Origin of the sequence: Mucilaginibacter straminoryzae, assembly GCF_022953055.1 — a bacterium.
In the GTDB taxonomy this organism is placed as follows: domain Bacteria; phylum Bacteroidota; class Bacteroidia; order Sphingobacteriales; family Sphingobacteriaceae; genus Mucilaginibacter; species Mucilaginibacter straminoryzae.
This window is the reverse complement of record NZ_JALJEJ010000006.1, coordinates 245,549-264,495: the sequence shown is the minus strand read 5'-3', so window position 1 is coordinate 264,495 and position 18,947 is coordinate 245,549. Positions and strand designations below refer to the sequence as shown.

Here is an 18,947-nt window from a genome sequence, read left to right as displayed (position 1 = left end):
CTTTCCTCTTTCTGCAAAAACACCCAAACCAACAAAAAAACTTAAAGTAAGCTGACACCATACAGCTTTCCTAATAAACCCGTCAAAATCTCTTTAAATAAAAAAACCGCCTCATAATTGACTTATGAGACGGCTTCTCGCTGTTTATAATACGATGATTAGTGACGGCCATGTCCGTGGCCATTACCGTGTCCCCGGCCCGGGCCGCGATCATCATCATGTCCGTGTCCTTTGTCCCAGCCTCTGTGACGGCCATTGTCCCAGTGCTCTTTATATTTCACTTCCCGGCTGTTGCGGATAATCACCTGGTCGTGGCGGCCCCGATAGCCGGCATATCTATCTCTGTACACTGACGCCCTGTTCCATGGATTAGGTTCGTTAATTACTACTTTATAGCTATTGTACAAGTTGTAATTGCGGTAGCGTGGAGGCAAATTTGTGGTGCGAACCCAAGAGCCACCGTTGTAGTATACAAACTGGTGTGCAGGTACATAGTAGTAAGTATCAATGTCCGGCAGGTAGTAATATTCTGCATAATCGTAACCTACCGGTCCCCATTCGGGTTGGCTGCCGATGTTTACATTTACATTTAATCTTACCTGTGCATCTGATGGTTTTGCGGCTAAAAAGCTTGCAGTGATAGCGGCAATAAAAAATAATTTTTTCATAACAGTAGTTTTTCGTTACACAAGAAAACGTGCTAAATGTTTTAACCGTTTTCCCCTAATTTGTATTTATGACTACCTATACCGTAGAAAGTTTAGCAGAGGTTTTGTAGCAAAGCGGTTACGTATAGGTTTAAAAGAACTTTAGAGGGTTGGCTTTCGGCTAGCAGGGTTAATTTAAAATCAATATCTATCTTTACCTGTTATTAAAGTGATTGCACATAAGCCTTTACTTGCCTTATTAAATTTTGGTCTCACCTAAATTCTCTTTAATAGAGAGTATTGACCTTATTAAGGTCTGTTAGTGGTGGCTGTTAAGGCCCTTCTCCACTGGAGAAGGGTAGGGATGAGGCTTTTATATAGGTTAGAAGAATTCACTTTGTTATTAATAAACGCAGCTTTTTAGCTTATGAAAAAATACGGGCTGATCGGGTATCCGCTTTCGCATTCGTTTTCCAAGAAGTTTTTTACTGACAAGTTCAGGGAAGAAAATATTGAGGATACACAGTACGATCTTTATCCTTTAGAAAATATCAAAGAATTGTTGCCCTTACTGGAACGTACGCCAGACCTTTGCGGTCTTAACGTTACCATTCCGTATAAAGTAGAAGTGATGGAACTGCTGGACTGGCGCAGTACCGAGGCAAAGCAGATCGGCGCTGTTAACTGTCTGCGTATTGCTAACCAGAGCCCGGTAACCACCGTGTTTACGGGTGAAGTGGGTTTCAAGGACGATCATTTCCGTATAGAAGGTTTTAATACAGATGCTTATGGTTTCGAAGAATCGCTGAAACCGCTGCTGAAAAGCCAGCATGAACGCGCGATGATCCTCGGTGATGGCGGTGCAGCCCAGGCGGTTAAATATGTACTGCAAACGATGGGTATGCCCTACATGATCGTGGCGCGTAAGCCGGGAGAAAACCGCGTGTTATTCGACGAACTCACAGCAGAGCATGTTCAATCGCACAAGTTGATCATCAATACCACCCCTTTAGGCACCAGCCCTAATATAGACGCTTGTCCGCCGATACCCTACGAAGCCATCGGCGACGAACATTTACTGTACGACCTGGTTTATAACCCCGAAGTAACGCTATTTTTGCAAAAAGGTCAGGAGCAGGGCGCGACAATTAAAAACGGTTATGAAATGCTGGTGTTACAGGCAGAAAAATCATGGGAGATATGGAATTCAAAGGCAGTACATATTTAAGGCTGGCGGCAGTAGCTGTTGTTATGCTAATGGTTGCTGCCTGCGGCAATGACCACGATTATTCACCGAAACCCCGTGGGTTTTACCGGATCAATTTCCCAAAAAGGGCTTATCAGGAGTATGATGGCGGCTGCCCTTTTATGTTCACTTACCCAACCTACGGAAAGCTGGAGCCGGATAAAGCGCGAAACGCCCAACCTTGCTGGATGAACATGCAAATGCCCGATTTTAACGGCACCCTGCATATCAGTTATCAGCCCATATCTTCTAAAAAGATATTTAACGAACTGGTAGAAGATGCCCGTACGTTTGCTTTTAAACATACCGTTAAGGCGACTTCTATTGATGAAGGTATTATTCACTACCCCGACCGTAAAGTTTATGGTATTTACTATACCATTGATGGCAACGCTGCTTCATCTGCACAGTTTTTCCTGACAGACAGTGTGAAAAATTATGTTCGTGGCGCATTATACTTTAATTCTGAACCAAGATTAGACTCGATACAACCTGTACTGGATTTTGTGAAGAAAGATGTGGATGTGATGATCAAAAGTTTCCGGTGGAAAGGGAAGTAGGAACAAGATAGGGAATGAGGAATCGAGAGTCAGGAATCAAGAATCAGTATAAAAAAATATCGTTCAATAAACCTAAGGAATATATTGCTTTTTAAAGTCCTCCCTACTGGGGAGGATTTAGGAGGGGCGACGACATCCGAAATCAAAACATGTCTATTATAAAATCATTTACTAATAACCCTTACCAGGAGAATACCTACCTGTTGTATGACGAAACCGGCGAGTGTGTCATCATCGACCCCGGGATGTATACCGGTGCCGAGCAGAACGTCGTGGTCAACTTCATCCGGGAGAACAACCTAAAGCCTGTTAAGCTGTTGAATACGCATTGCCATATCGACCACGTCATGGGCAATAAATTTGTGTTTGAACAATACGGATTAAAACCGCAGTTCAACCAGGGCGAAATGGTAGTGCTGGAAGCGATGCCGGCTTGGGCAGAAGAATCGGGTATGCGTTATGAATTGTCGCCGCTGCCGGATGAGTTTCTTCCTGAAAGTGGTGAAATAAATTTCGGTAATACGGTGCTGTCGCTCATTTTTGCGCCGGGGCATTCGCCTGCGCACTTATGTTTTTATGACGCGCAAAGCGGTATTTTAGTGGGTGGGGATGTGCTGTTCAGGCATAGTATCGGCCGTACAGATCTGCCAGGTGGCAACCACGAGCAGTTAATTAAAAACATAGAAGAGAAATTATTTACCCTGCCGGATGAAACAGTTGTTTACCCCGGCCACGGCCCGGAGACTACTATCGGGCACGAGAAAGAATATAATCCGTTTTTTTAAAAGCGTACCGCAATTTTGAATACATCGGTCTACATAGCTAAACGTTACCTGTTGTCTACCAAGAAAATGCATGCCGTGAATATCATCTCGGGCATTTCGATGTTGGGCGTTTTTATTGGCAGTGCGGCTTTAATTATTATTCTTTCTGTTTTTAACGGCTTGGAAAAAGTTATTCTTTCTATGTACAATAACTTTACGCCCGAGCTGAAAATAGAACCGAAGTACGGCAAAGCATTTTCGCCGGATAATCCTGTTTTACAAAAGCTAAAGCAGGACAATAGGATCTTCTCCTATACCGAGGTATTACAAGAGCGTGCATTGCTGCGCTATGGCGACAGGCAGGTGATCGCTACGGTTAAGGGAGTCAGCGATGATTTTCTGAAGAATAAACAACTGGACAGTACCATTATCAATGGTTCCTTCACTATCTCTGCCGGTGGCGAAGCTACAGCAGTGGTCGGTGCCGTTTTACAGGGTAGCCTCGGCGTGAATGTACACGATCACCTCACATCTTTGCAGGTATATTCGCCCAATAAGAACTCATCGGTAAGCAGTATTAACCCCGCCGACGAGTTTACCGTACGCTACATCTATCCTGCAGGTATTTTTAGCGTACAGCAGGAGTTTGATGATTTGCTGATTGTGCCGCTTGGGTTTATGCGCGGGCTGTTAAGTGAACCGACGGACGTTTCCTCGGTTGAGCTGAACTTCAAAAAAGGGACTAACGTGCTTGCCGTTCAAAAGGATTTGGAAGATCAGCTGGATAAGCGCAAATTCACCGTTAAAAACCGTTACGAGCAAAATACGTTACTTTATAAAACACTGCACGTGGAAAAGTGGGCTGTATTTGCCATCCTCAGTTTTGTATTACTGATCGCTACTTTTAATATTATCGGCTCGCTTACCATGCTGGTGATCGATAAAAAGAAAGACATAGCTATCCTTACCAGTTTAGGTGCCGGAAAATCACTGATACAAGGCATTTTCTTTTTCGAGGGGATGCTGATATCACTTATCGGATGCGTAGGCGGGATAATAATAGGACTGATATTTTGTTTATTACAGCAGAAATATGGCTTTATTACAATGGGCGGCGATCTTACTATTGTGAACGCTTATCCGGTTGCTTTTAAAGCGAGCGACTTTATACTGGTGTTTTTAACGGTTGCGTCTATTGCCGTTGTAGCTTCCGGAATTAGTGCGCGATTAAGTGTGAAAGGATTGAGCGATTTTAAACAGGATTTATAAATTTGACCCCATGCAGTTTAAGCTGAATAAATATATCGTTGCTATTGCCTTGCTATTGTTGTTGGCTTCTTGTGTAAACAATGCCAATAAGCAGCAGGAAGGTACATTTAAAGGGCTGTACAGCTACGGCCCGGATAGCCGATCGCTAAAGGACTGCGATAACAACCGCGAATACTGGGTGAAGGATGAGTCTGGAAAACTGGAACTGGAATATTCGCAAATGAATGTAGAAAAACCGTATGTTCCGGTGTATATTGAGGTGGAAGGAACTAAAGTAAAATCTGGTAAAGATGGCCAGGGATCAGAGTTCGACAGCACCATTATTGTTAAAAAATTAATCAGGATAACCAGGGAGATTCCCCAGGATATGTGTAACTAAGGATAAAGAGTAGGTCAGACTTAAAATGTCTTTCTTCTTTGTTCCATTCATCTTTTGTCCTGAAATAACCATTTACCGCTATTAACGTTATAAAAATCATGGAATCAAAACGTCAGCAAAAATTTGCCGGAGTAATACAACAAGATCTGGCCACCATATTTCAGCGTGAGGGTATGAATTACCTGCCCAATACGCTGGTCACCATTACCAAGGTGCGCGTAACGCCCGATCTGGCTATTGCACGTGTATTCCTTAGTTTTTTTAACAATACCAATACCCAGGCCGCGCTAAGCACCATCAAGCAGCACGCTTCAGAAATACGTTACAAGCTGGGCGCCCGTATTAAAGACCAGGTGCGTATTGTGCCGCAATTGGAATTTTTTGTTGACGATACCAATGAATACGTCGAGCGTATGGATAAGATCTTCGATAAGATCAGCAAAGAGCCACGCCAGCCCGATACCGACCAGGAATAAGTGATGGACCGGCATGCGCAATTAGCGGCTTACCTAAAAAATAATCCGGATAAGGTGAATAAAGTGATAGACTTTCATCCCGGCTTAACCCGTTTTTATGCGTTTGATTTTACTTCGGCCAATACAGAACTAACACCTGCTGATGTAGCGGATACAGACAAATTCACCCACTGGGTAGAGGACAAGTTACGCGGGCACGATTGCGAATTTGGCATCGGCGGTTATATGGAGCACCGGACGCTTTATGGGCGCAGTCCGCTTTTTGATACGGATGAAGAACTTCGCAGATTGCATTTAGGAGTAGATATCTGGGGCAGCGCAGGTACCGCAGTCTATGCTCCGCTTGCCGGGCAGGTACATAGCTTCCAGGATAACCATCATTTTGGCGATTATGGGCCGACAATTATCCTGGAGCATCATTTAGACGATTTAATGCTTTACAGCCTTTACGGTCACCTGACCCGCGAAAGTCTTAATGGCCTTCATGAAGGCAAAGCGGTTGAAGCGGACGAAAAGATTGGTGCGTTTGGCGATGCTGACGAGAACGGAAGCTGGCCGCCGCATCTGCATTTTCAACTCATGTTTGATCTGCAAGGAAAACGGGGCGACTATCCCGGCGTGGGGCGTTTTTCAGAAAAAGAGTTACTAATGCACAATATCCCGGACCCGGCTGTTATTTTGCAAATACCGGATGCAACTATTGTTCGTTAATATTGTTGTTATCAAGGGAGTACGGCAATGCGTTTCAGAATATTATCGGTTTTATTTTTAGCCTTCGCCGCAAGCGGTATGGCGCAACCTTCGTTCAAAGGGGGTAGCCAGGCGCTTGATGCCTTCCTGGCTAAAAATATCATCTATCCCGAATATTCCAGCCAGAACTGTATCGCCGCCACTATCCAGGTTAGGTTCCGGGTGGACGAAAAAGGGAACGTGAGCCAGGTGGGCGTGGAAAAGGGTTTAGGGATAGACCTGGATGACGAAGCCGTAAGGGTAGTTAAATTAACTTCCGGTAAATGGACCGTTCCGCCCGGTTACAATCCGAATTATAATGTGATCCTGCCTATTCGCTTTGATCCCGACCGTACCCGTTGCCAGGGTGCTACCGATGCCTCTATGACATTGGCCATTGCCCAGTACAAAGCGCAGGAAGGTATGCAGGACGCCATTACCAATTACTACAAAAATAAATACCTGGGTAAGGCCGACCTTGCCCGCGAAGCCGAGATCATTGCGATGAAGAAGCAGTTAGGTTATGACGACCGCTTTATCCGCGATCTGTTGGACCAAGCCAGCCAGAAGTTAAAGCAAGGCGATACCGAAGGCGCTTGCCACGACTGGAATTTTATCAGAAATATCGGCAGTAATAAAGCAGATACGTTTATTAGTCAGTACTGTAAGTAAAAACTTTCGTTTAGCAAGGGTAACTTTTTTAATATAGAGTTTATACTATTATTTACTATATGTATATTAGTAGGGTAACTCAACAACTTATTACCTTATTAATGAAACGCTATTTTGCGCTGCTTTTTGCCGCTGTTATTGCGCATGCAGCCTCTGCCCAAACCCCTCCCAAGGCACCAAATCCTGTAAAAATTTTTGGAAAAGTAGACAAATCCGAGCTGGAGCTCAAGAACTGCGAGTTTGAGAAAGACGCGAACGCAATGGTTCTTTTTGAAAAAGGAGATTTATACTACGACAACAATTTTAATATTATCATGGAATATCATGAACGTATTAAAGTGTTTAATGATAATGGTAAAGATGTTGCCAACATCAAGATCAACTATTATGGGGGAAACCGCCTCGAATCTATTTCTGACATCCAGGCCCAAACGTACAACCTGAACGGTGATAAGATAGATGTGACGAAAATAGACCGTAAGCAGATCTATAACCAGACGATTGATAAGGCGAGGAACCAGTATACTTTTTCGCTGCCGAATGTAAAAGCAGGCAGTGTGATAGAATTTAAATATCGCCGTACAATTAACTCGGTTACCTATATACCGGCCTGGAATTTCCAGCAACGTATACCTGTAGCTTATAGTGAGCTGATAACTGCTATACCTGATTTTCTGGTATTCCGTGCGCCGATGCATATCACGCAACAGTTTGCGAAAAACGTTAATACCACTGAAAGCAAAAGTGTAGGATCTGGTCAGGAAGCGTTCATGTATACCGATGTAAAGGACGACCGTGCCCTGGCGAACGTCCATTCTTTGCCTGATGAACCCTACATGACGTCTGAAAGCGATAATCTGCAAAATATCCACTTTGTATTGGTTTCTTATCGCCCTGTTGGTGGTTTGCAAAAGGACTTCCAGAACAGCTGGGAAAAAATCGGTAAGCTGCTAATGGACGATGAGGATTTCGGCGGACAGCTGAAACGTAAACTAAATAACGAAGAACCCATTATTGCAAAGGCAAAAAGCTTAAAAACCAACGACGAAAAAATTGCTTACGTTTTTGGCGAGGTGAAAAATGCCATGAAGTGGGACGGCGTTGACCGTTGGTACACTAATGATGGTACAAGAGCCGCCTGGGATAAAAAATCAGGTAATTCTACCGAAATTAATCTGATCCTTTATCACCTGCTTACTGCCTCTGGCGTAAAGGCTTATCCGATGGTGGTAAGTACACGCGATAATGGAAAGGTAAATCCCGTGTATCCGTTTATTTACCAGTTCAACCGGGGGGTAGTTTACATCCCTATCGACAGCACTAACCATTACGTGTTAGATGCGGCTAATAAATACAATAATTACCGCGAAACGCCATTTTACCTGTTAAACTCCAGTGGTTTATATTTAGATAAGGAGCATGATAAGTATGAGCTGGAATTCCTGGAAACTCCATCGCCCGTACGCCGTGCCATTTTTGTAAATGCGAATATCTCTGCTGATGGCCGTATGGATGGTTCTGCCATTATCCGTAACCAAAGCTATGACCGTAACGACGTGGTTAAGGCTTATAAAACAGCCGGTGAAAAAAAATATATAGAGCAACTGAGCGACCATGATAACAACCTGAAGATTTCATCGCTTAAGATGGACGACATTGATATCGACTCGCTGCCCCTTACCCAAAACGTTCAGTTCAAATTGGATCTGACAGGGTCTGACGGGAACTACATCATGTTTAAGCCTACGATGTTTACCAGCCTTCAGAACAATCCCTTCATAAAGGAAGATCGCTTTACAGACATCGACTTCGGTTACCGGAACGCTATTTTTCTTAACGGAAATTATAAGATGCCTACGGGTTACAAGGCGGATGCGCTGCCGAAAAATATCAGTATGGTAATGCCTGACAAAAGTATTGCCTTTACCAGGATAATTGAAGAGCACGAAGGGACGATCAGTATCGCTTATCGCATCGAGTTTAAAAAGACCATCTATTTTAAGGAAGATTATCCGGAAATGCACGAATTCTACAAGAAGCTGCAGGAAATGATGAACGAACAGATTGTGCTTAAAAAATCCTGATAAATGAAACCGGTATTAAGATTTTTCAGCGCGGCAGTTTTTGCCGTGCTTATTGCTTTTGGAGGTAATTCTGCCTTTGCTGATTCGGATAAGTTACCTAAAGAGCTATACCTGGCTGCCACTATTCCAGACTCATTAAAGACGGATGCTAACGCGGTAGTACGTTACAGCTCTCACGAATACGTGGTAAAAGGACCAGGACGTGCAGTGATAAAGGTGCATAATCTCGTAACCATTCTTAATGAAAAAGGTGACGAGCATGCCGCGTTGGTTTTGTATTATCAGCGAAAGTACAACAGCGTTGGAAGTATAGAAATGAAGGTCTATAACGCAGCAGGTACCCTTTTGAAAAAATACGGCAAAAGCGACATGTATGACCGTGCTGCTATTGATGAATCTACCGCTGTTACCGATGATCGTTATTTGGCTTTGGAACATACTATTTCCGGCTACCCGGTTACTGTTGAAACCAGTTACGAACTAAGTATGGGCAGCTTTGTAGATCTGTCGAGTTGGGATATTCAACCCGAAGAAACAGCCGTTCAAACAGCCGTATGTAAGGTTTCTGCAGATCCATCTGTCGGGTTTAGGTATAAGGTTAAAAATATAGTGCTGAAGCCACAGTTGGGAGATGAAGATGGGTTGAAAACGTATCGGTTCGAGGTGAAGAACCTAAAGGCTTTTAAACCGGAAGAGGATGTGCCCGACTGGCGGGTGGAACCAAGGGTAGATTTTGCGGTTGACAAATTTGAATTTTTCGGGATGCAGGGCGAATTCAATAACTGGCAGAATTATGGCAAGCTGTTTTATAAATTGAATGCCGATGTTAATTCGCTTTCTCCCGAGCGTGAAGCAGAAATACGCGCCATGACAGCGAACCTTAAAACAGACAAGGAAAAAGCCCGCTTTTTGTACAATTACTTACAACAGAATATGCGTTATGTAAGTATCCAGTTGGGCATCGGCGGCTTTAAGCCTTTCCCCGCAACGTTTGTAGATCAAAAGAAGTACGGTGATTGTAAGGCGCTATCAAATTATATGTACGCTTTGTTGAAAGCGGTAAATATCCCGGCTAATTATGCGGTGGTTAACGCTGGTACTAACCGCGAACCGGCTGATTTTAATTTCCCTGCAGATCCGTTTAATCACGTTATACTATGCATTCCGTTTAAGAATGATACCACCTGGCTGGAGTGCACCAGCAATACGCAGCCGTTTGGTAAACTGGGTACGTTTACAGAAAACCGCCGGGCGTTGCTGATCACGGAAAACGGAGGAAAGCTGGTAAATACACCAGCAAGTACACTTGCTGATAACTGGTTTGATAGTGATGTACATTTAATGCTTAATCCGGAAGGGGGAGCGACCGCAAACGTGAAAATAAAAGGTACCGGGGAGTACCATTTTATGTACGTGGGTATGGCAAGGCAAAAGATAGACGACCAGAAAGAGTTCCTGATTAAATATCTGAACCTGAAGCAACCTTCGGTTTTTGATTTCACTGCCTCTGATGACCATAACGAGACTAAGGAACTTGATCTGAAGCTGGAGTATGATAAGTTTGTGGAAATGGCCGTGGGCAATAAGCAGTTTTACCGTCCGCGTGTATTCGACTTATGGAGGCTAACCTTACCGGCATTGGAGAAGCGTAAGTATGATTTTTACTTCGAGCATCCAATGAAGAAGACTTGTACCACCACTATAGATTTACCTCAGGGTTTCGAACCTGAAAGCGTACCGGCTAACGTAAATTTGAAATTTACTTATGGTAATTTCGAAATCACTTACCAATACATCCCGGCTAAAAACCAGGTGATTAGTAAAACGGCTTTCAATTTAACAGCCCAACAGATACCTGCGGCAAAATACAACGAAATGCAACAGTATATGGATGATATTTCCCGGGCGCTCAATAAAAAATTGGTGATCAGGCGTAAGGCTTCCTAACTTTACGCCTGATGATCTTCAGGCTGGATAAACGCTTATTATTTCCCGATCCTTCACTGGCAGAAGAGGATGGCCTGCTGGCTGTCGGTGGCGATTTGTCGGTCGAGCGTTTGCTGCTGGCTTATCAGCAAGGTATATTCCCGTGGTATGGCGAGGAGACCCCGATCTTGTGGTATTCACCGCATGAGCGGTTTGTGCTTTTTCCCGATGAACTGAAGGTGAGTAAAAGCATGCGGCAGGTACTTAATTCAGGAAAGTTCGGTGTGACAACCAATCAGTGCTTTGGCGACGTGTTAAGCACTTGTGCTGCCGTTCCGCGCGAAGGGCAGGATGGTACCTGGATAACTGAAGATATGCGGCGGGCGTATTTGAAATTGCACCAGGAAGGGTATGCGCATTCTTACGAAGTATGGCAGGATGGACAGTTAGTGGGCGGGTTGTACGGTGTAGCGGTAGGGCAGGTTTTCTGCGGCGAAAGTATGTTCAGTAAAGTAAGTAACGCTTCAAAGACAGCTTTGATAACGCTATGCCAGTCCGGGCTGTACCGGTTAATCGATTGCCAGGTGCATACGGCGCATTTAGAATCAATGGGGGCAAGGTTCATCAGTCGTGATGAATATATGGGCATCCTGAAGTCTTAAGGCCATAGCCTGTTCCTTTTGCTTAGATAGTAATGCCAAAGCAGCATGGTGGCAATCGTGCGGTAAGGTTGCCATTTGGCTGATAGTGTAATCAGAAAGTCTTTCCCGGTTGCTTTAGGCAGTTGCTTTAACTCTTTTAAAGCCTGGATAGCGGCAAGATCGCCGGCAGGGAAAATATTCGGGTAATGAACCACAAACATCAGGTAAACATCAACAGTCCAGTTGCCGATGCCTTTCAGTGCAGTAAGTTTCGTCCTTATTTCGGCTTCAGTCAAACCCGGTAGAAGATCTAAATCCAATTGGCCGCTTATTAATGCTTCAGCCAGATATTTGACGTATCCGGTTTTTTGCCTGCTGAAGTAGCATTGTTTTAGTTCTTCGTCGGTAAGCAGTAATACCCTTGACGGCGTAACCTCGCCGATGCGTTCTTTTAATTTATTCAGTGTTGCGAGGGCAGAAGCCAGTGAAACCTGTTGTTCCAGGATAATATGGACCAGCGTTTCAAACGTGTTCGGCCGCGACCAGAACGGCGGGTAGCCGTAGGTTTTGATGATGCTGCGCAGATGTTCGTCCAGCAGTGCTACGGCATCGCATAATTCGTAAAAGTTATCCCGGTTGTAGCGGTTCATGCTTTACGAAGATAACCATAACGGCAAAAAGCCGTGGTAAAACCTACAGCTTTTGTACCGGCGAAACCTGCCTTACTTATTCCTCTGAAGTGTTTTGGTTTAACCCGGTTTCTTTCCGTTCTATCAGGTAAGAGACAAATAAACCTGCGCCTCCAAAAATCGCGATCAGTGCGAAGTAAAGTGCCTCGTTGTCGTGCATATCACGGAAAGCGGTGTTGTCTAAAATATAGGCAATCAATAAACCTAAACCTGAACCGATAAGCAACAGCCCCCATTTAAGATTTTGAAAAGGCGCTGATTGTGGTTTGTACCTGCGCGGGTCCATACCTCGTTCAATCATGGCCATGCGCTCGCGTTTGTAAAGATAAATAATGCCGAATACGGTTAAGAAAAAGGCAATCGGTACTAAAATCGGGATTAATATTTGTGGACCGTCCATCGTTTTATTTTTTTAATGTTAATGAATTTTGTTTGCTACCACACCGTTAATTGGTGTATTTGTAAGCTATGACCACACTTTTTTTAAACAGGTTACACCCTGTTACAAAAAAATATTAAAAATTGTGGAAGAACTAAAAGCAAGTGCTTATTCAGCAATGATTTGATGATAAAACTCATCGGCGCGTTTGGCTACCACTTTTAAATCGTAGTGTGCTTCTGCAAGTTTGCGCGCATTCATCCCTATGTTCTTACAAAACTCCTCGTCGGTAATACAGCGTTTAATGGCCCGTAAAAATTCTTCGCGGTTATTAGCGATCAGGATATTCACGCCGTTTTCGTAGGGAATGCCCTCCGCGCCTAAAGACGTAGATATAATACACTTCTGCATGGCCATCCCTTCTACAATTTTAACACGCATACCCCCGCTGGAAAGCAGCGGGACAATCATAATAGCTTTACTGTTCACAAAATCCAGCGCATCATCTACTTCGCCCTGGATATAAATTTTACCCATCACCTCGTAATCGTCAAACTGTTCTGGGATATCGTTCCCTGCCACATAGAAGCGTACGCGCAACTCCTCGCCGGTAAGGTCGTGGTAGAAGGTGTTCAAAAACCACTGGATACCTTCGCGGTTAGGCAGCCAGCCTAACGATCCCAGGAAGAAAAGACTGGGAAATTCTGTTTTGGAGAAATCTGGTTGATAGCGGGCAATATCCAACCCGACGGGAAGTACCTCAATCGGTGCAGTAATGCCATATTGAAGCAGCGTTTCCTGGTCCTGATTGGTAAATACGGCGATGGCGTTAAAGTTATTCAATTGCCGTAATTCGTATTTTTTTATCCGGTGGGCCATCAGGTTCAGGTACCATTTTTTTACCGGATCTTGCTTTTGCGTAGCCAGGCGTTCCCAAACCTGGTGTTCAATATTATGTGGCCGGTAAATTACTTTGGCCTTGCTGTATTTTTTTACAGCAGCCAGGTATGGGGTTACATACAGGCCTTCAAACTGGATGATGTCAAACTGTTCCTGCTTTAATTCAGCGATCAGCAAACGTTCGAAACCCGTGTGGTAGAACCGTTCGGTTTGCTGCCACTCGCGATTAAATATTTTTACCGCCAGTTGAAAAGGGGACAGGCTGGTATCGATATCAAATTTCTGATAACGGATGCACGATAAAAGCCCATCCGGATCTTCAGAGATCTGGTGATTTGCCTGCTTACTGATATTTAAAGAAAATAGGGAAACCTGGTGTCCGCTGTTAATTAAACCTCTGATGGTATTACAAACCACAATAGGATAGCCGCCATTTTGTGGAAACGGTGCGCGGTGTGTAATAATAAGTACCTTCACAGGTTTAAAATATTGGTTTGTTACAAAAATATCAACCTGCTGCGGGGTATCAAAGTGTCTTTTCGAAAATACTTAGCTGCGGATTGGTTACCTGGAAAGTACGGCGATGGTAACGCGTAAAACCATTTGAAATAACAGCGTTGCGGTGTTTAATGGTAGGGTAACCCTTGTTCTTATGCCAGTCATATTCCGGGTGCTCTTCGGCTATTAGCTTCATGTAATCATCCCGATAGGTTTTTGCCAGGATAGATGCTGCTGCAATGCTGAAATAAAGCGAATCGCCTTTGATGACACACTGATGCGGAACCTGCTGATATTTATTAAAACGGTTACCGTCGATGATCAGGAATTCCGGCCGGATGTGCAGCTGGTCGATAGCACGGTGCATTGCCAGGAATGAGGCGTTAAGGATATTGATACGGTCAATCTCGTGGTTATCAACAGAAGCAACAGCATAGGCCAGTGCCCTTTCTTCAATCATGGGGCGAAGTTCATAGCGGCTGTCTTCGTCCAGCATTTTAGAATCCGTCAGCAGGTCATGATCGAAGTCTGTAGGCAAAATAACCGCCGCAGCAAACACCGGTCCTGCCAGGCACCCGCGCCCGGCTTCGTCGCAACCGGCTTCTATTAGGGTATGTTGATATCGCGCAGCTAACATTTACTAAGTGTAACGCAAATATCTGGTATAACTGTTAAAAGTTATCAGAAAATTCTCAAAGTTAGCAGGGTAATGTCATCAATAGGCTTACCGCGGATTACCAGGTTAAGGTGGTCCATCAGTAGCTGGTTAAAGCGGTCGGGGTTAAGTTCGCCGTTCCGGATCACAAAGTCTATCAAATGCTCCTCTTTCCAGGCGGCATCATTCTTCAACTCGTAATCCATCAAACCGTCAGTATAATTGATGATCAGGGTGCCGGGTTCAACATCCATTTCGCCCTGGTTAATGAATGGAAGTTCATCAAAGATCCCCAGCATGGTGGTGCCCAGTTGTAGTGGTTTTGCATTTCCGTTAGCGTACAGGATAGAGGGATTGTGCCCTGCATTAATGTAATTGAGCTTACGTGTCTGTTCGTTATACTTGGCCAGGAATAAAGTAATAAAGCGTTCGCCTTTGGTATTGCGTACCACAATCTGGTTCAGCTTTTCTATTACGGTGCTTAAATCATTTTCTACCGTGGCCCAGGCGCGCAGGCTTGCCTGGAAGTTGGCCATCAGCAATGCAGCAGAGATACCTTTGCCGGACACATCGGCAATACACCATAAAATTTCCTTCTCGTTCAGGCGGATAAAATCGAAATAATCGCCGCCGATATCCTGATGGGGCAGGTACTTAGCGCCGATCTCTACCGCAGTATCTTTATGCAGCCGGACGGGTATCAGCATGTTCTGCACCTCTACGGCCAGTTCCATCTCGCGCTGAAAACGTTCTGCCTGTAAGCGTTCGCGGAAAAGCCGCTTATTTTCCAGTGCTACAACAATTACGTTGATCAGGGTCTGAATAAAGTTCAGGTCGTTGCTGAGCATGTCACCGGTGGTGTTAAAATCGCCGATGAGTGCGTAAGCAAGGGCTTTATTTTTATGATAGAATGGGATGAAGTAGTGATAGTTAGATAAGATACGGTCCGGATGGTTGGTTAAAGCCAACGGCGCTTTTATCTTCTTTAGCTTCTGGCAGGATTTGGCAATATGGTTGGCGTTCTCAAACTCGCCCCCAAATTTTGCCACGCAAATAAAAGAACCGTTCTTTTCTACCAGGAACCTAAGCTTACCTACCTGCAGGTAATTTTTAAGGATCACCTCCAGCATTTGCAACAGTACCGGTGTGGCGGTGTTTTTATTAATGGCACGCGTAACCTCTAAAAGCGAATTCAGTTCAGACTGTCTTTTAAGCAATAGCCTGATCAGTTCGTCTTCGCCGGAGGTGGGGTCCAAGTATTCCATTAAGTTTTAGCAGCCTCCGACTAAATTAGAAAATAAATTATGGTTAACTGAACAGTTTTAATTAAAATAATAAGAATTAACGCACGGTGCGTCCCTTCCAATCGTATTTTCTGGTATTGCCAATAAAACCCACATAAACAAAATAAAGAATGTGTACCGGCGAAAGTATCGTAAGCAAGACAACGAGGCTTGGACGGCGGAAAAATAAGGTAATCGGTAGCAGGAAAATAATTTCGAAAAGGAACTTCAACAATAGTTGTATAGCGAAGACTATCCATAACGCGTGGAACCAGAAACCGGCCATCAGGTTAACCAGCAGCGATACGTTAAACAGCCAGATGCCTACGGCTAATGCCACCACTTTTTTATCCTTGTATTTGGTAGATTTGGAAGCCCAGCGCCTGCGCTGCTGCAATAATGCTTTAAGTGTCGGTTTGGCATAGGTGTATACCACGGCGCGTGCGTCTTTCAGAAAGGCGATACGGCCCGGATACACTACCGCAATCTTTTGTAGTAATAGCTCATCATCTCCGGAAGCGACATCATCTATCCCCGCAAAACCACCAACTTCAAAAAACACATCTTTACGATAGGCAAGGTTTGCGCCGTTACAGGTAGAGGCACGTCCATTACCAATGAACGAGGCGCCCAGCCCGATGAGATAGCTAAATTCCAGTGTCTGTACCCGCTCGAACAAGGACTGCTCGCGGTAATAGGTCACCGGCGAGGATACCATTACCGGGTTATAAGTTTCGAAGTAATTTGCGACTGTTGATAACCATTGCGGCCCCATGTGGCAATCGGCGTCTGTAGCCACCATAATCTCGCCGGTTGATTGTTTAATCGCCTCGGCAATGGCTTTCTTTTTATAAGAGTTAAGGGCCTGTTCTTCCTTTAGCTGTAGCAGCTTTACGCCCTGGCTGGCATAGCTGGTAATAATCTCTGCCGTGCGGTCTGTAGAGTGGTCGTCTACGATAATGATCTCTGTCAGTTCACGCGGATAATCCTGCGCCAGCAGATCATTAATCGTCGCACCGATATTATCCTCTTCGTTCCGGGCAGCTATTAATATGGTAATCCGGCTTTTAAACTCGCGCTTTGGAAGTGCAGGTCTTTTTATAGCGCCCCAGCCGCGGATCATGTAAACCAGCACGAGCAGGTACAGCCCGGTAAGTAAATAAGAAAGGTATGTAATAGTAGCGATCAAAAGAATTTCATTTTAAAAACAAACACCGAGCCCAGAATAGCGGGCAAAATTAAATTAACAAACCAGATACTGGATACCGCAGCCATAACAGCTATTTCCTGGTGGGTAACATAGGCAAAGAAAAACGTAGCGGTAACATTCCGCACGCCAACGTCAAACAGATCCAGCGAGGGGAGGATGGATTGAATGAAGAACATGATAAACACCATCATGCAGATGGTGAACAAGCCAAGGTCTGGTATCAGCAGGTGCAATACCAGGTAGTATTGAAATGTAAACACGGCGAAGCGTGCCAGGCAGAAGCCCATGATCTGGTTCAGCTCTTTCTTGCGGTAGCGGTTCATGATGCTAAAAAAGCGGTGATACTTTTTAAGGAACTTTACGCTGTTGAGTACCCCAACCAGGCTGCTAATGTTAAAGTAAAAGATCAGCAGCAGTGCAATAACAAGTATTGCAAGACTTACCGCCGCAAGGTATAACCACAATTGAACGTGCAGAAAGCGAAAAATGAACCAAAGGATAGCGATAAGACCCAGCACGTTAGTAATTACCATCTGTCCTATTGAGCCGACGGCCATAGAAAACACCCCGTGGATGCGCTTTCGCGGTGGAAGGAACATCACCCGCCCACCATATTCGCCCAAACGGTTAGGGGTAAAAACAGCCCAGGTTAACCCGCAGAAAACAGCCTCTACAGCTTTATAAATACTTATTGGCGTAAGTGTACGGGTAAGGAAACGCCATTTTAATGCCTCCAGGAACCAATTACACAACATTAGCAGGAACACGGTACCCATGATAGCAATAGCGGTACTGCTTTCGATATGGCTTAGCAGCAGCTTAAACTGCGCCAGGTTTTGGTTACTGGTAACCTTGTGGTAGATAAATACAAATGCCAGTACCAGTATGGCTGCCTTTATCGTCCATGAAAGTATTTTCTTACCGGTACCGTTCAAAAAAGTAGATTTTAAAAATGCAATGTTATGAAAAAGAGCAGGCAATTTTCTATACGATAAGACATACTATACAAAAAAGCCTAACGCTTGTTTTATACGATACGAAATTACACAGTGTGGACATCCACAGTAAAGTGATTGCGAACGATAGTTGTTCTGGATAGCTTGATTTGGATTACGAAACCCTTAGAAACAGCAAAGCCCCTGATGGGCAGGGGACTTTTACTAACCAATTATAAACCTAAATTATGAGAAGAGGCTGTTGGGGAAGGACTCGAACCTTCACAGAGTGGTTAGCCCGCATCGGGTTTCCCAGATTCTCCGCCACCGGGACAAGGAGGTGTGTCTGCCAAAAATTTCACCACCCAACAGTGTATTTATTTTTAAGAACGAGAGCTACTATTTCTCAGTTGCTTGATACAAATTTAATGCAGGTTGTGATTTCTTGCAAATATTTCAAAGAAATAATTTTATTTTTATTCAAATTTTAATTAGACTTGTGAATAAATACTTTTTTTAAAATTTATGCCCCACAAAAAAGCTCAAAATTTAGAAATTGATAATCTCGATATCCAGATTTTATCAATATTGATGAACAATGCAACCACACCGTATACGGAAATTGCAAAAGAGTTAATCGTTTCGGGCGGCACCATTCACGTACGCATGAAAAAATTGGAGGAGATGGGTGTGATAAAAGGTGCCAGTCTGGAGGTAGATCCGCAAAAGTTAGGTTTTGATATCACAGCCTTCCTTGGTATTTATCTCGAAAAAGGCTCACAATACAATGATGCTGTAAGGCAGCTGAAAGAAATTAAGGAAATTGTAGAGCTTTATTATACCACCGGAAGCTGGAGTATTTTTGCCAAAATTGTATGCCACGATACCGCTCATTTACGCGAAGTGCTGAATGAACACATCCAGAGCGTACCGGGCATACAACGAACAGAAACCTTTATCTCTTTAGAAGAAAGCATTAAAAGACAAATCAGCCTGGAATAATCC

General features: G+C 44.1%; 20 protein-coding genes and 1 tRNA gene. 12 read left to right on the top strand and 9 right to left on the bottom strand.

Annotation, left to right across the window (positions count from 1 at the left end):
• Window positions 1-158: 158 nt before the first annotated feature.
• The gene (locus MUY27_RS14330; RefSeq protein ID WP_245130911.1) at window positions 159-668 is read right to left on the bottom strand and encodes a hypothetical protein; all 510 of its coding nucleotides are present in this window, start codon (window positions 666-668) and stop codon (window positions 159-161) included.
• Window positions 669-1,074: 406 nt separating this feature from the next.
• Between MUY27_RS14330 and MUY27_RS14325 the strand changes: the two genes are divergently transcribed.
• The 11 genes from MUY27_RS14325 (at window position 1,075) to aat (ending at window position 11,414) form a co-directional block, all read left to right on the top strand.
• Complete coding sequence (locus MUY27_RS14325; RefSeq protein ID WP_245130909.1) at window positions 1,075-1,875, top strand: shikimate dehydrogenase family protein; 801 nt, start codon at window positions 1,075-1,077, stop codon at window positions 1,873-1,875.
• A complete protein-coding gene (gene gldD, locus MUY27_RS14320; protein ID WP_245130906.1) occupies window positions 1,848-2,453 on the top strand; it encodes a gliding motility lipoprotein GldD in 606 nt (201 codons plus the stop codon). The genes MUY27_RS14325 and gldD overlap by 28 nt, the downstream gene beginning before the upstream one ends.
• A 149-nt stretch (window positions 2,454-2,602) precedes the next feature.
• On the top strand, window positions 2,603-3,238 hold the full coding sequence (locus tag MUY27_RS14315; protein WP_245130904.1) for an MBL fold metallo-hydrolase: 636 nt from the start codon (window positions 2,603-2,605) through the stop codon (window positions 3,236-3,238).
• A 15-nt stretch (window positions 3,239-3,253) separates the two neighbouring features.
• On the top strand, window positions 3,254-4,486 hold the full coding sequence (locus MUY27_RS14310) for an ABC transporter permease (protein ID WP_245130901.1): 1,233 nt from the start codon (window positions 3,254-3,256) through the stop codon (window positions 4,484-4,486).
• A 10-nt stretch (window positions 4,487-4,496) separates the two neighbouring features.
• A complete protein-coding gene (locus tag MUY27_RS14305; protein ID WP_245130899.1) occupies window positions 4,497-4,865 on the top strand; it encodes a hypothetical protein in 369 nt (122 codons plus the stop codon).
• A 98-nt stretch (window positions 4,866-4,963) separates the two neighbouring features.
• Window positions 4,964-5,341 (top strand): 30S ribosome-binding factor RbfA, encoded by a 378-nt coding sequence (gene rbfA / locus MUY27_RS14300; RefSeq protein WP_245130897.1) that lies wholly within the window; start codon window positions 4,964-4,966, stop codon window positions 5,339-5,341.
• A gap of 3 nt (window positions 5,342-5,344) precedes the next feature.
• Window positions 5,345-6,052, top strand: coding sequence for a peptidoglycan DD-metalloendopeptidase family protein (locus tag MUY27_RS14295; RefSeq protein WP_245130895.1), 708 nt, complete (start codon window positions 5,345-5,347; stop codon window positions 6,050-6,052).
• Window positions 6,053-6,079: 27 nt separating this feature from the next.
• Window positions 6,080-6,742 (top strand): TonB family protein, encoded by a 663-nt coding sequence (locus tag MUY27_RS14290; protein WP_245130893.1) that lies wholly within the window; start codon window positions 6,080-6,082, stop codon window positions 6,740-6,742.
• A 101-nt stretch (window positions 6,743-6,843) separates the two neighbouring features.
• Window positions 6,844-8,826, top strand: coding sequence for a DUF3857 domain-containing protein (locus tag MUY27_RS14285; RefSeq protein ID WP_245130891.1), 1,983 nt, complete (start codon window positions 6,844-6,846; stop codon window positions 8,824-8,826).
• Between the two features lie 3 nt (window positions 8,827-8,829).
• Window positions 8,830-10,773 (top strand): DUF3857 domain-containing protein, encoded by a 1,944-nt coding sequence (locus tag MUY27_RS14280; protein ID WP_245130888.1) that lies wholly within the window; start codon window positions 8,830-8,832, stop codon window positions 10,771-10,773.
• 11 nt (window positions 10,774-10,784) lie between these two features.
• Window positions 10,785-11,414, top strand: a complete 630-nt coding sequence (gene aat, locus MUY27_RS14275) for a leucyl/phenylalanyl-tRNA--protein transferase (protein ID WP_245130886.1) — start codon at window positions 10,785-10,787, stop codon at window positions 11,412-11,414.
• On the opposite strand, the gene MUY27_RS14270 is transcribed toward aat, so the two are convergent.
• The 8 genes from MUY27_RS14270 to MUY27_RS14235 all read right to left on the bottom strand — a co-directional run bounded on the left by MUY27_RS14270 (window position 11,411) and on the right by MUY27_RS14235 (window position 18,313).
• Window positions 11,411-12,043, bottom strand: coding sequence for a DNA-3-methyladenine glycosylase family protein (locus tag MUY27_RS14270; RefSeq protein WP_245130884.1), 633 nt, complete (start codon window positions 12,041-12,043; stop codon window positions 11,411-11,413). The two genes, aat and MUY27_RS14270, sit on opposite strands and share 4 nt — an antisense overlap.
• A 76-nt stretch (window positions 12,044-12,119) precedes the next feature.
• Complete coding sequence (locus MUY27_RS14265) at window positions 12,120-12,482, bottom strand: DUF6249 domain-containing protein (RefSeq protein WP_245130882.1); 363 nt, start codon at window positions 12,480-12,482, stop codon at window positions 12,120-12,122.
• A 147-nt stretch (window positions 12,483-12,629) separates the two neighbouring features.
• Window positions 12,630-13,838 carry a glycosyltransferase family 4 protein gene (locus MUY27_RS20680; RefSeq protein ID WP_245130881.1) on the bottom strand — a complete coding sequence of 403 codons (1,209 nt, stop codon included), beginning with the start codon at window positions 13,836-13,838 and terminating at the stop codon, window positions 12,630-12,632.
• A 49-nt stretch (window positions 13,839-13,887) separates the two neighbouring features.
• Window positions 13,888-14,496, bottom strand: a complete 609-nt coding sequence (locus tag MUY27_RS14255; protein WP_245130879.1) for a ribonuclease HII — start codon at window positions 14,494-14,496, stop codon at window positions 13,888-13,890.
• Between the two features lie 44 nt (window positions 14,497-14,540).
• Window positions 14,541-15,779 (bottom strand): PP2C family protein-serine/threonine phosphatase, encoded by a 1,239-nt coding sequence (locus MUY27_RS14250; RefSeq protein WP_245130876.1) that lies wholly within the window; start codon window positions 15,777-15,779, stop codon window positions 14,541-14,543.
• Window positions 15,780-15,855: 76 nt separating this feature from the next.
• Complete coding sequence (locus tag MUY27_RS14245; RefSeq protein WP_245130875.1) at window positions 15,856-16,986, bottom strand: glycosyltransferase family 2 protein; 1,131 nt, start codon at window positions 16,984-16,986, stop codon at window positions 15,856-15,858.
• Window positions 16,983-17,942 carry a lysylphosphatidylglycerol synthase domain-containing protein gene (locus tag MUY27_RS14240; protein WP_245130874.1) on the bottom strand — a complete coding sequence of 320 codons (960 nt, stop codon included), beginning with the start codon at window positions 17,940-17,942 and terminating at the stop codon, window positions 16,983-16,985. The genes MUY27_RS14245 and MUY27_RS14240 overlap by 4 nt, the downstream gene beginning before the upstream one ends.
• Window positions 17,943-18,201: 259 nt before the next feature.
• Window positions 18,202-18,313: transfer RNA gene (locus tag MUY27_RS14235), tRNA-Asp, on the bottom strand.
• Between the two features lie 154 nt (window positions 18,314-18,467).
• Here MUY27_RS14235 and MUY27_RS14230 point away from each other — a divergent pair.
• Window positions 18,468-18,944: an Lrp/AsnC ligand binding domain-containing protein gene (locus MUY27_RS14230; protein ID WP_245130872.1), complete on the top strand. Its 477-nt coding sequence runs from the start codon at window positions 18,468-18,470 to the stop codon at window positions 18,942-18,944.
• Window positions 18,945-18,947 lie beyond the last annotated feature (3 nt).

Coding starts and splice junctions, on each gene's coding strand:
- MUY27_RS14305 (WP_245130899.1), top strand. CDS start 4,497: ATGCAGTTTAAGCTGAATAAATATATCGTTGCTATTGCCTTGCTATTG.
- rbfA (WP_245130897.1), top strand. CDS start 4,964: ATGGAATCAAAACGTCAGCAAAAATTTGCCGGAGTAATACAACAAGAT.
- MUY27_RS14295 (WP_245130895.1), top strand. CDS start 5,345: ATGGACCGGCATGCGCAATTAGCGGCTTACCTAAAAAATAATCCGGAT.
- MUY27_RS14280 (WP_245130888.1), top strand. CDS start 8,830: ATGAAACCGGTATTAAGATTTTTCAGCGCGGCAGTTTTTGCCGTGCTT.
- aat (WP_245130886.1), top strand. CDS start 10,785: ATGATCTTCAGGCTGGATAAACGCTTATTATTTCCCGATCCTTCACTG.
- MUY27_RS14230 (WP_245130872.1), top strand. CDS start 18,468: ATGCCCCACAAAAAAGCTCAAAATTTAGAAATTGATAATCTCGATATC.
- MUY27_RS14270 (WP_245130884.1), bottom strand. CDS start 12,043: ATGAACCGCTACAACCGGGATAACTTTTACGAATTATGCGATGCCGTA.
- gldD (WP_245130906.1), top strand. CDS start 1,848: ATGGAATTCAAAGGCAGTACATATTTAAGGCTGGCGGCAGTAGCTGTT.
- MUY27_RS14330 (WP_245130911.1), bottom strand. CDS start 668: ATGAAAAAATTATTTTTTATTGCCGCTATCACTGCAAGCTTTTTAGCC.
- MUY27_RS14325 (WP_245130909.1), top strand. CDS start 1,075: ATGAAAAAATACGGGCTGATCGGGTATCCGCTTTCGCATTCGTTTTCC.
- MUY27_RS14285 (WP_245130891.1), top strand. CDS start 6,844: ATGAAACGCTATTTTGCGCTGCTTTTTGCCGCTGTTATTGCGCATGCA.
- MUY27_RS14255 (WP_245130879.1), bottom strand. CDS start 14,496: ATGTTAGCTGCGCGATATCAACATACCCTAATAGAAGCCGGTTGCGAC.
- MUY27_RS14315 (WP_245130904.1), top strand. CDS start 2,603: ATGTCTATTATAAAATCATTTACTAATAACCCTTACCAGGAGAATACC.
- MUY27_RS14265 (WP_245130882.1), bottom strand. CDS start 12,482: ATGGACGGTCCACAAATATTAATCCCGATTTTAGTACCGATTGCCTTT.
- MUY27_RS14250 (WP_245130876.1), bottom strand. CDS start 15,779: ATGGAATACTTGGACCCCACCTCCGGCGAAGACGAACTGATCAGGCTA.
- MUY27_RS14290 (WP_245130893.1), top strand. CDS start 6,080: ATGCGTTTCAGAATATTATCGGTTTTATTTTTAGCCTTCGCCGCAAGC.